This window comes from Bdellovibrio bacteriovorus, assembly GCF_048286975.1.
GTDB lineage: Bacteria > Bdellovibrionota > Bdellovibrionia > Bdellovibrionales > Bdellovibrionaceae > Bdellovibrio > Bdellovibrio bacteriovorus_H.
In genome coordinates this window covers 548032-557286 of the sequence record NZ_JBLVRT010000002.1, presented here as the reverse complement: position 1 = coordinate 557286, position 9255 = coordinate 548032, and the positions used below count along the sequence as shown (strand labels likewise).

At 50.4% G+C, this 9255-nt stretch carries 9 protein-coding genes; 3 read left to right on the top strand and 6 right to left on the bottom strand.

Features of this window, described 5'->3' with window-relative positions; translation table 11 throughout:
* Positions 1 to 93 precede the first annotated feature (93 nt).
* Positions 94 to 1293: a hypothetical protein gene (locus ACNQKP_RS10795; protein ID WP_417864744.1), complete on the top strand. Its 1200-nt coding sequence runs from the start codon at positions 94 to 96 to the stop codon at positions 1291 to 1293.
* 56 nt (positions 1294 to 1349) lie between these two features.
* On the opposite strand, the gene ACNQKP_RS10790 is transcribed toward ACNQKP_RS10795, so the two are convergent.
* The 3 genes from ACNQKP_RS10790 to ACNQKP_RS10780 are packed head-to-tail and all read right to left on the bottom strand — an operon-like array spanning position 1350 to position 3795.
* Positions 1350 to 1841 carry a hypothetical protein gene (locus ACNQKP_RS10790; protein WP_417864743.1) on the bottom strand — a complete coding sequence of 164 codons (492 nt, stop codon included), beginning with the start codon at positions 1839 to 1841 and terminating at the stop codon, positions 1350 to 1352.
* 15 nt (positions 1842 to 1856) lie between these two features.
* Positions 1857 to 3002 carry a mechanosensitive ion channel family protein gene (locus tag ACNQKP_RS10785; RefSeq protein ID WP_417864742.1) on the bottom strand — a complete coding sequence of 382 codons (1146 nt, stop codon included), beginning with the start codon at positions 3000 to 3002 and terminating at the stop codon, positions 1857 to 1859.
* Position 3003: 1 nt separating this feature from the next.
* The gene (locus ACNQKP_RS10780) at positions 3004 to 3795 is read right to left on the bottom strand and encodes an undecaprenyl-diphosphate phosphatase (RefSeq protein WP_417864741.1); all 792 of its coding nucleotides are present in this window, start codon (positions 3793 to 3795) and stop codon (positions 3004 to 3006) included.
* 172 nt (positions 3796 to 3967) lie between these two features.
* Here ACNQKP_RS10780 and ACNQKP_RS10775 point away from each other — a divergent pair, with 172 nt between their 5' ends.
* Together ACNQKP_RS10775 and ACNQKP_RS10770 are read left to right on the top strand one after the other, a co-directional pair.
* Positions 3968 to 5515, top strand: a complete 1548-nt coding sequence (locus ACNQKP_RS10775; RefSeq protein ID WP_038449949.1) for a S8 family peptidase — start codon at positions 3968 to 3970, stop codon at positions 5513 to 5515.
* 177 nt (positions 5516 to 5692) lie between these two features.
* Positions 5693 to 6508: an enoyl-CoA hydratase-related protein gene (locus tag ACNQKP_RS10770; RefSeq protein ID WP_417864740.1), complete on the top strand. Its 816-nt coding sequence runs from the start codon at positions 5693 to 5695 to the stop codon at positions 6506 to 6508.
* Here the strand turns inward: ACNQKP_RS10770 and ACNQKP_RS10765 are convergent.
* From ACNQKP_RS10765 to ACNQKP_RS10755, 3 genes are read right to left on the bottom strand one after another with little or no spacing between them, the layout of a single operon-like run.
* Positions 6496 to 7326 (bottom strand): DUF6279 family lipoprotein, encoded by an 831-nt coding sequence (locus ACNQKP_RS10765; RefSeq protein WP_417864739.1) that lies wholly within the window; start codon positions 7324 to 7326, stop codon positions 6496 to 6498. The two genes, ACNQKP_RS10770 and ACNQKP_RS10765, sit on opposite strands and share 13 nt — an antisense overlap.
* Positions 7323 to 7901 carry an inner membrane-spanning protein YciB gene (locus ACNQKP_RS10760; protein WP_417864738.1) on the bottom strand — a complete coding sequence of 193 codons (579 nt, stop codon included), beginning with the start codon at positions 7899 to 7901 and terminating at the stop codon, positions 7323 to 7325. The genes ACNQKP_RS10765 and ACNQKP_RS10760 overlap by 4 nt, the downstream gene beginning before the upstream one ends.
* The gene (locus tag ACNQKP_RS10755) at positions 7898 to 9253 is read right to left on the bottom strand and encodes a dihydroorotase (RefSeq protein ID WP_417864737.1); all 1356 of its coding nucleotides are present in this window, start codon (positions 9251 to 9253) and stop codon (positions 7898 to 7900) included. The genes ACNQKP_RS10760 and ACNQKP_RS10755 overlap by 4 nt, the downstream gene beginning before the upstream one ends.
* Between the last annotated feature and the right edge of the window lie 2 nt (positions 9254 to 9255).

The window sequence follows — 9255 nt, the reverse complement described above, 5'->3', positions numbered from 1 at the left end:
CTCCCCCCCCAATCCTGGTCGCTTTTTTTTTGCCTAAAATCCCTATATCCTAGTTGCTATTGAACATCGATGAATCATCGAAGGAGATTTTCAATGCAGGTAAAACCACTGGGAACACTTCTCTTGGCAGCTCTTATGACCGGCACCATGCCACTGGCAGCGTACGCACAAGTCGACAGCTCGCAAATTGAAGCCGAAGAGGCCACCGCCGACGCGGAAGCCGCCAAAGCTGAAGCCAACGAAGCGAAAAAACGTGCCGAAGAAGATCGCAAGCGCCGGGATAAAATCCGTGCAGAATCCCAGTCGGCTATTAACAAGGCTCGCTCATTGGAAAATGACGCCAAGAAAGAACAGGCTGATTCCGAGCGTGAATCTGCAAAGCTGAAGGCTGAAACCAACGAACATGACAGAGCTAAGACAGCCGCTGAAAAAGAGCAGGCCTCAGCTCAAGCGCGCATCAAAGCCGCTCAGGAAAAAACTCAAAAAGCCATCCAGGTTCGCGATGAAGCTCAAGGCAAGCGCAAGCAGGCTGAAAAGAAAGCCGACGAGTTGGTTGATCAGGCCAAAGATCAGGAAAAGCAGGCCAACGCTGCAACTGAAGCCGGCTTGACGGCAACGAAAGAAGCCGAAGCGGCGAAGAATGAAACTTTGAAAGCCGAACAGAATCTTTCCAAAGCCAAACTGCTGACCCAAAAAGCGGTGGCCGAAGCCAAGGCCCGTGAAGCCAAAGCCAAGCAGGAAATCGCCCGTGCCGAAGCCGACCGTGCTCGCGCGGAAGCTGAAATGTCCCGCTTGAAAGCACAGGACGAACAAGCCAAGGCGATGATCGAAAAAGTGGAAGGTGAGCTGAAAGCCGCGGTAGAGGCGTCAAAGAAAGCCAAGGAGGAAGCTGAATCCGAGCGCAAAAAGGTGACTGAAACCAAGTCGCAGGAAGAAAAGCTGAAACAACAAGCCGCCAAAGCCCGCCAAGAGCTTGAAGGCAACCGCAACAACCTTCGTAAAGAGCAGGCGACCGCCAACCTGGAAATCGCAAGATCCAAGAAGGCCATCGCCGATTACGAATCCGAAGTGGCGAAATCTGAAAGCGAATTGAAACGTCTGACTGAAGAAACCGAGAAGGCTAAAAAAGAGCGTGAAAAGCTTGAAAGTCGTCTGGATTCAGCAAAAAACGAAGCTGAAGAAATTCGCATCAAGGTGGCAACAGCCAAAGCCAACTTTGAAGCGGAAGAGTCCCGCCTGGAGGCGGTTAAAATTCGCCTCGATGCAGGTTTGAAAGCGAAGAAAAAGAAATAGTCTTTGCCAGAATCTAAAAACACAAAACCCACAAACACTGAAGTTTGTGGGTTTTTTTATTTCATTTTGTTCAGGAAGCGGAAGTAGCGTTCCGGTTGGATGTCCACCGACATCAGGTTGCCCCGGCTGTCGTGGACCTCAGGGAAGGAAAACTTCCACTGGCCTTCATAAAGATAGAAGTTGATGCCGATGGCGAATTGCACTTGGGTTTCTTCGCCGGTGGCTTCGGAATAGTAGGGTACAAAGAAGCTTCTCATGCGCGCCTGGGGCGGCAGGAAGCCGTCCACCATATTGACCTGGTCGACGAAAGCCTTCGGAGCATCGTGAATCATGATCTTGGGGTTTTTCAGCTTGGAAGACCAGTTCACAAACGCACGGACCCCCAAAGAGTTGATCCCGCGCAGTTGTTCCAGATGCAGGTGCAGATCCAGGGCTGCCGGAATGGCCAGTTCAGTTAAAGCCTTTTCGTCATTTTCAAGCAGGCCAGCCAGGCTGACACGAGCCAGGTTTTGGTCTTTTAAAATAACGTGGTCGACTTTTACTGACATGGCTTCTGGGGCTCCTTATCTTATCGTGGTCACCTGATTATAAACCGTCTGAGTTGGGTAAGCAAAACTGACGTTCATATCGGCTGCAATCTTCAAAATCTCAATAAAGATTCGTTGCTGGTGTTGCAGCTCTTCCGGACCAGTGTACACCTTCAAATGGAAATTGACGAGAACATCCAAGGATGAAGCATTGTAATTATTAAAGTGAACTGTCACGGTGTCCGCAATAACTTTTTCGTCCGACTTGATATAATAGCGAACGCGATCGCAGAAGGCCTCTATCGTTTCTGGTGCTGTTTCGTAAACTAAACCGAGCACCTGGCGCACACGGCGGGCAGGACGAACACCCATATTGTCGACCGTCTCTTTTGCCATCATAGCATTTGGTATGGTGATCAGGGAGTTGTAGAACGTGCGGACACGTGTAGAACGGAAGCCGATTTCTTCAACCGTGCCTTCCATGTCCTTGATTTTCACCCAGTCGCCGACCTGGAAGGGGCGATCAAACAAGATGGTGATTGAACCGAACAAATTGGCAGCAGTGTCCTGGGCAGCCAATGCCAGCGCCAAGCCCCCCAAACCCAGACCGGCCAGCAAGGACATTACATTGAGTCCAAAGCTTTGCAGCACGATCAGGAACCCCATCACCACGACAAAGATCTTTAGGGCTTTGGAGGCAAACGGCACCAACTGGTCATCAAAAGTGCTTGGGGTTTTTGAAGTATAATCCGCCAGCACCGAGCAAGCTGCATCCACTGCATAATAAACCAGGCGGATAATGAAGATGGCAATCAGACCGCGCAGGAAGTGGTCATAGTAGCTGGCAAATTTGCCAGTCAGCTCGGCTGCGTCGCCCGCCGCAAACCACAACAGGATCACCAGGATCCACGCCATCGGGCGGTCCGTGTCGGTTCTGAGGAAATACCCCCAGAATGTGTTTGGATACTTTTTGGTGATCGGATTGTGTTTCTTAAGTTCTTTAAGGATCAGGTGAAACACCGGGCGGATCACAAAGATCCCCGCTGCAAACGCCAGCGCCAGGAAGGCCCACTTCCAGTTGGGCATCACAAAGGTTGTGGATTTCAGAACCTCGGTCAGCTCCGGAGTGAACCACTGGGATTCTTCAAACAAAAACTTTTCCATGGAAGAAAGCTCTTTCATATTACACCATCTGCAAGTCATGCCCTGTATAGAGCAAAATCAAAATCACCAAACCCAGAACAATTCGGTAGTAACCAAAGCCCCGGAACCCATAGCGCGACACTATACCGATAAAGAACTTGATCGCAACCATCGCCACAACAAAGGCCACAGCGCAGCCCACCAGCAGCAAATTGATTTGTGCGGGCTCAATCGTCTTATAGATCTTTAACAGTTTGTACAGCGTGGCTGCGGCCATTGTCGGAACCGCCAGGAAAAATGAAAACTCCGCTGCTTCTTTTTTATTCATGCCAAGTGTCAATCCGCCCATGATGGTCGCACCAGAACGCGAAACACCCGGGATCATCGCGATGGCCTGGAACAGTCCGAGCTTCACCGAATCTTTGTATGTCAGATCATCGGTTTTTCGGCCCATCATTGTCAGGTGAGCAAATGCCTTGTCCGCCCAAATCAGGATCGCACCGCCGATAATCAGCGACCAGGCAACGACCTGCACGCTGCCCATCAGGTGTTCCACCACATCCTTTACGACGAAACCGATGATTGCCGTGGGCAGGAACGCCACGAACAGCTTGCGATAAAATCCCCAATGAGGAAGGAAGCGTTTCCAATACAAAACCAGCACCGACATAATCGCGCCAAACTGAATGATGACTTCGAAAGCCTTTGTGAAAGAGCTGTCTTCGATGCCCATCATAGAGCTGGCAATAATCATATGACCCGTGGAAGAAATGGGCAGGAACTCGGTGATCCCCTCGACAATGCCAAGGATGATCGCGTGCAGATAACTCATAGATGAACCCTCTTTCGCTGCAAAAAAACAGTCGCGAACATCATTGAAAAGAACGCCGGTGGGTTCAATATTCGATGGGTTGTGTCAAAAAATTTAAGATTTGTTTAAGATTTTTGTATTCAATGCTTAAGAAAGGTGAATATTATTTTTTCACCACGGAGGGGGTTTAATTATGAAACGTGCATTACTAGTTGGTGCGGTTCTGTTTGGTTCTCAGGCGTTCGCTGGCGAATACCTGGTGAAATATTCGAACACTCGCGCTTTCAACATGCTGAATACAATGACGACATCTAAGGTGTCCACGATCCAAATGATGGATCACAACGACACTGCTAGCTTGGTGTTGGTTGATGTGAACAAGAAACACGAAGCTCAGGCTTTGGCTTCTTTGTTGTCTCAACCAGGCGTTGAGTACATCGTTCCTAACTTCAAAATCAGAGCTTTCACAGCGCCAGTTGACGCTGCTGCTTTGAAAGAGCAATGGGCTATCGCGAAAGTTCAAGCTGAAAAAGCTTGGCAGCGTGCTGGTAACAAAGGCTCCAAAAACGTGATCGTTGCGGTTATCGATACTGGTGTTGATTACACTCACCCGGCATTGGCTCCGAACATGATCACTGGTTATGACTTCCGCGACAACGACGCTGATCCAATGGATCTGACTGGCTTCCAAAACCCAGGTCACGGTACACACTGTGCGGGTGCGGTTGGTGCGACGGGTCTTATCGACGGTGGTATCGTAGGTCTTTCTCCTGAAGTTTCCATGATGCCTTTGCGCTTCCTGGGTGCTGACGGTTCCGGTGACCTGAACAACGCGATCAAGTCTATCGACTACGCTGTTGAAAAAGGCGCTCAGATCATTTCTGCATCTTGGGGTGCGGCCGTTCCTCGTTCTCAAGCAGCTCCGCTTCTTGAGGCCGTAAAACGTGCTGACGACAAAGGTGTTATCTTCATCGCAGCTGCTGCGAATGACGGTAAAAACAACGATAAAACTGAAATGTTCCCAGCGAACAACGGTTACCCAAATTCCATCACAGTAGCGGCTTCCGGCCCTGCAGATGCGAAACCATCTTGGTCTAACTACGGTACAGCGACTGTTCACGTTTCTGCACCGGGTGAGAACATCATGTCCACTCTTCCAAAAAACAAATACGGCAACTTGTCTGGTACTTCCATGGCAACTCCGCTTGTTTCCGGTCTGGTGGCTTTGATGAAAGCTCAAGATCCTTCTCTGACTGGTGCGCAAATCCGCGCGATCCTTCAGACGACAGGTGCTAAAGTTTCCATCGAAACTGCATGTAACTGCCGCGTTGACGCTTACGAAGCGGTTGAAGCTGTTATGTCCAAGAAAATGGTTGTAGTTCCGGCTGCGGCAACTATCAAACCTTCTGAGACTCTGGCTTTGTCTGTTCTTCACGGTAAAGCGCCATTCAAATTTGCTTCCAGCAACTCTTCTGTAGCTTCTGTATCTGACAACGGTACTTTGACTGCAGCTTCCAACGGTTCCACTGTTGTGACAGTAACTGATGCTGACGGCAAAACGGCTTCCACTCTGAACATCCACGTGGGTGCTTCTTCCGGTGGCGGCAACAATCCAAATCCTCCGCCAGACAACGGTGGTGGTTTGCCTGACCCAGGTCAACCTGGCGAATGTCCACTTGGTGATCCAGCGATCTGCCAAATCATCTGCCAAATCAAACCAGACCTACCATTCTGTCAGTAGTGACGAACAAAAAAAGGCTCCCTCAGGGGAGCCTTTTTTCGTTCTAAGGGGGAGCGGCCTATGAGATGCCAACTGCTGCGTTGGTCGGCGTCGACGTACCAGGGGTACGCCTCCTTCTTCCGCCTTGCATTTGACATCTCCTAGGTCGCTTCGGTAGCGTCGAGGGTAGGGGGAATCTTGTCTTTTTATTCTCAAGTCTTTGCGCATCTTTCTGTTTCACTTAAAAATCATACGCTTTGGGTTACGCTTGCTAATTCGGAGCAGAGTAATGCTATTTCGCTTGAGATGGTGGAATCGTTGACTCGGGTTTTGAGGTTTGCGGATTTTGATTCTTTGGTGCGGGTGATTGTTATTACTGGTGAAGGAACCTCGTTCTGTGCTGGTGGTGATGTGAAGGCTATGCAGAACAAGACGGGCATGTTTGCTGGGGAATCGAATGAGCTTCGTATGCGTTACATGCATGGGATTCAGCAGATTCCTAAGTGTATTGAAGAGCTTTCGAAACCTGTGATTGCCATGGTCAATGGGCCGGCGATTGGGGCTGGGTGTGATTTGGCTATGATGTGTGATCTGCGCATCGGCACTGAAAAGTCCAAGTTTGGCGAGACCTTCGTAAAACTGGGGCTGGTTCCGGGAGACGGGGGCAGTTTCTTCCTGCAGCGGGTGATTGGCTTTAGTAAGGCCATGCAGATGTCTTTGACCGGGGATCTGGTTTCAGGGGCTGAAGCGCTGAACTGGGGGCTTTTGAACTATCTGGTGCCGGTGGAATCTTTGTTGGCTGAAACTGAAAAGTTGGCGGACAAGGTTGCTGGCAATGCGCCGGTGGCGGTGCAGATGACGAAAAAGACCATGAAGATGGCTTATATGAATGATCTTGCCACGATCCTGGATCTAGCGGCGGCTTATCAGGGAATCACTCAGCGCACGGAGGATCACTTCACGGCTCTGGAAGCGATGAAAGAAAAGAAAGCGCCCGAGTTTCAGGGGCGCTGAGCGATCTTGTCCAGATCCTCGGCTCTGGATATCAGATTATCCCTTAGCACATTCTTTTGCGAGGAACTGAGGCTCTTCCAGAACTGCTCGGTCAGAAAAGCCTGGAAGGCGGCTTTGTGTTTATTCAAGGCCTCGGTGAACTCCGGCAGGCGGCTTGCTTCATAGTCGACAAAATAGTCCGCCACAAACTTTTGCAAGGCCGGGGGATTATGACTGGCCGCCAGGAAAAGTTTTAGCGTGTGTTCGCGGCTTTTGTTTTGAAGCTCCCACGGATAGGGGTTTGCTTTTAAGAACTTTTCGATTTCGTCTTGTTGTTTCACGGAAATTCCGCCGATCCAGAATTCAAAACTGCGGCGATAGCGTTTGTAGGCTGTCTTCAGCGATTCTTCCGGGGTTTCGTTGTCTTCCTGGGTTTCAGTGATGTCTTCGCGGACTTTCCTGGCGAAGTGTTCAAACTGCGCCTTTGTCAGGGTGCCGGCGGTTTTAAGTGCCGAGTCTTTGAAATAGTTTGTGCCTTTTTTGAAATAGCTTTGAATTTCCAGAAAGTTTTTGGCGACCAGGTCTTTGTTGATCTGATCTTTTTTGATTTCTGGTTCCAGGCTGCGGAAGGTTTTTGCGACTTCGGGGAACATCTCTTTTCGCATCTTGGTGATGTCGTTTTGGATGTTTTCTTTCAGTTCGGATTTTTGTTCGCTGGTCAGATCAAAATAGCGATCGGCGCGGGATGTAGCGGTGATATCAGCCCAGCGGACCATCATGTCCAACTGACCGCACCCGGTGCATAGTAATAAGATAAGTCCCAAGATCAGATTTTTCATTCTGATCTTTGTTTTAGAACGATCCTTCGAAGCAGAACAGCCTCAATGACAAGATACAGGATAAAACTGACGGTCAGTCCAATACCTTTTAAAAGCGCCCAGTTGGTGGTGCTCCACTCCAAGGCCGCCCACGTTGCCAAGACGGCATGAATGGCAAAGAAGATTCCCGTGCGGAACGTGATTCCGGCCATACGCGATTTGATGATCTCCGGAAACTGCTGCCCCTGCTGTTCTGCAAGATAAACCAACAATGGCTTTTTAACGACCAGCGATCCCCAAAGCACAATCGCAAAAGCCCCTTCCATCAAAGCGGGCTGAAGTTTAAACCAGATGCCTTCGGATGAAATCAAAGAAATCGCCCCCAAGCCCAGCAACATGCCGTTACCGATCCAGGTGATCTTTTGCACTTTCTTGTGGCGGTAAAGTTCCCAGATGATTTCACCCAAACCAAAAATCATCCCGGCAATCAGGCCGGGAATGATTCCATAGTATTCTTCAATCAGAGTGAAGGCGATAACTGGCAGCAGGCCGCCAAAGAACAGGCCGGCGGCGGTTTTCTTCGGAGCTGGATTCATGAACGAGTTTCCAGGAAGTCTACGGCCTGACCTTGGCTTGGCAAAACGACTTGATCGTTTTCCATAACCAGTTTTCCACCCACAATTGTGTGTGTCGGCCATCCGGTCACCCGCATGCCGTGGAACGGAGTCCAGCCGCAGCGGCTGGCGATCCAGGAATTATCAATCGTGGTTTCTTTTTTCAGATCCACAATTGTGATGTCAGCGTCGAAGCCTTGGCGCAGGCGACCTTTGTTTTTGACACCAAAGACGCGGCAAGGGTTTTCGGTGACAAGCTCGGTGAACTTTTTCAAAGACAGTCGTCCGTCATGCACGTGATTCAGCATGATCGGCACCAATGTTTGCACGCCCGGAACTCCGGACGGGCTTGCCGGGTAGGGACGGTCTTTTTCTTCACGGGTGTGGGGAGCGTGATCTGAACCAATCACGTCCACGGTGCCATCCAAAAGGGCTTTCCAGATGCGGTCCATGTGGCGTTTTTCACGGATCGGCGGATTTTGCTGGGCATAGGTGCCCAGCTTGTCATAACAATCCGGCGCATACAGGGTCAGATGCTGAGGCAGCACTTCAACAGTGGCGATGTCCTTGGCGTCTTTTAGCAGATCCATTTCTTCGCCGGTGGAAACGTGCAAAACGTGAATCTTACGTCCGGTTTTTCGGGCCAGTCTCAAAAGACGGGTGGTCGAGTTCACGGCTGTTTCCACATCACGCCATACCGGGTGATAGTGGGGATCGGCCATGTCTGAAGCAATGTGTTTGCGCTCACGCAGGCGCATTTCATCTTCACTGTGGAAGATGATGCGGCGGTGACCGCGTTTTAGGATTTGCTCCAAAGTTTCATCGTCCTCGACCAACAAGTTTCCGGTCGAGCTTCCCATAAAGATCTTTACGCCCGAACAGTGAGGCATCAACTCCAGTTCGGCGATATGGGCGACGTTGTCATGGGCTCCACCGATAAAGAAGGCATAGTTGCAGTGAGCCCGGTTTTTTGCTCTTTGCAGTTTGTCTTCGAAGGCTTCTTTGGTGGTGGTGGAAGGGTTGGTGTTTGGCATCTCAAAGATGCTGGTGACGCCCCCTAAAACCGCCGCGCGGGTGCCGGTTTCCAGGTCTTCTTTATGGGTCAGGCCGGGTTCGCGAAAGTGCACCTGGCTGTCTATGACCCCGGCTAGGACATGCAGACCGTGGGCTTTGATGATTCTGAGGGCGGGCTCGTTGATAGAGTCGCGGATTTTTTCGATGCGTCCATCTGTAATGGCGATGTCGGCCTGCTGCTCGATAAGGCCACTTTCAGAGGGGTGGGGTAACAGGCAGATCCCGCCTTGGATGATCAGATCATAGGGCTTTTGAGACATAA

Bases quoted from the DNA above. Each gene is read 5' to 3' on its own strand.
- ACNQKP_RS10795 (WP_417864744.1), top strand. From the start codon at position 94: ATGCAGGTAAAACCACTGGGAACACTTCTCTTGGCAGCTCTTATGACC.
- ACNQKP_RS10790 (WP_417864743.1), bottom strand. From the start codon at position 1,841: ATGTCAGTAAAAGTCGACCACGTTATTTTAAAAGACCAAAACCTGGCT.
- ACNQKP_RS10785 (WP_417864742.1), bottom strand. From the start codon at position 3,002: ATGAAAGAGCTTTCTTCCATGGAAAAGTTTTTGTTTGAAGAATCCCAG.
- ACNQKP_RS10780 (WP_417864741.1), bottom strand. From the start codon at position 3,795: ATGAGTTATCTGCACGCGATCATCCTTGGCATTGTCGAGGGGATCACC.
- ACNQKP_RS10775 (WP_038449949.1), top strand. From the start codon at position 3,968: ATGAAACGTGCATTACTAGTTGGTGCGGTTCTGTTTGGTTCTCAGGCG.
- ACNQKP_RS10765 (WP_417864739.1), bottom strand. From the start codon at position 7,326: ATGAAAAATCTGATCTTGGGACTTATCTTATTACTATGCACCGGGTGC.
- ACNQKP_RS10760 (WP_417864738.1), bottom strand. From the start codon at position 7,901: ATGAATCCAGCTCCGAAGAAAACCGCCGCCGGCCTGTTCTTTGGCGGC.
- ACNQKP_RS10755 (WP_417864737.1), bottom strand. From the start codon at position 9,253: ATGTCTCAAAAGCCCTATGATCTGATCATCCAAGGCGGGATCTGCCTG.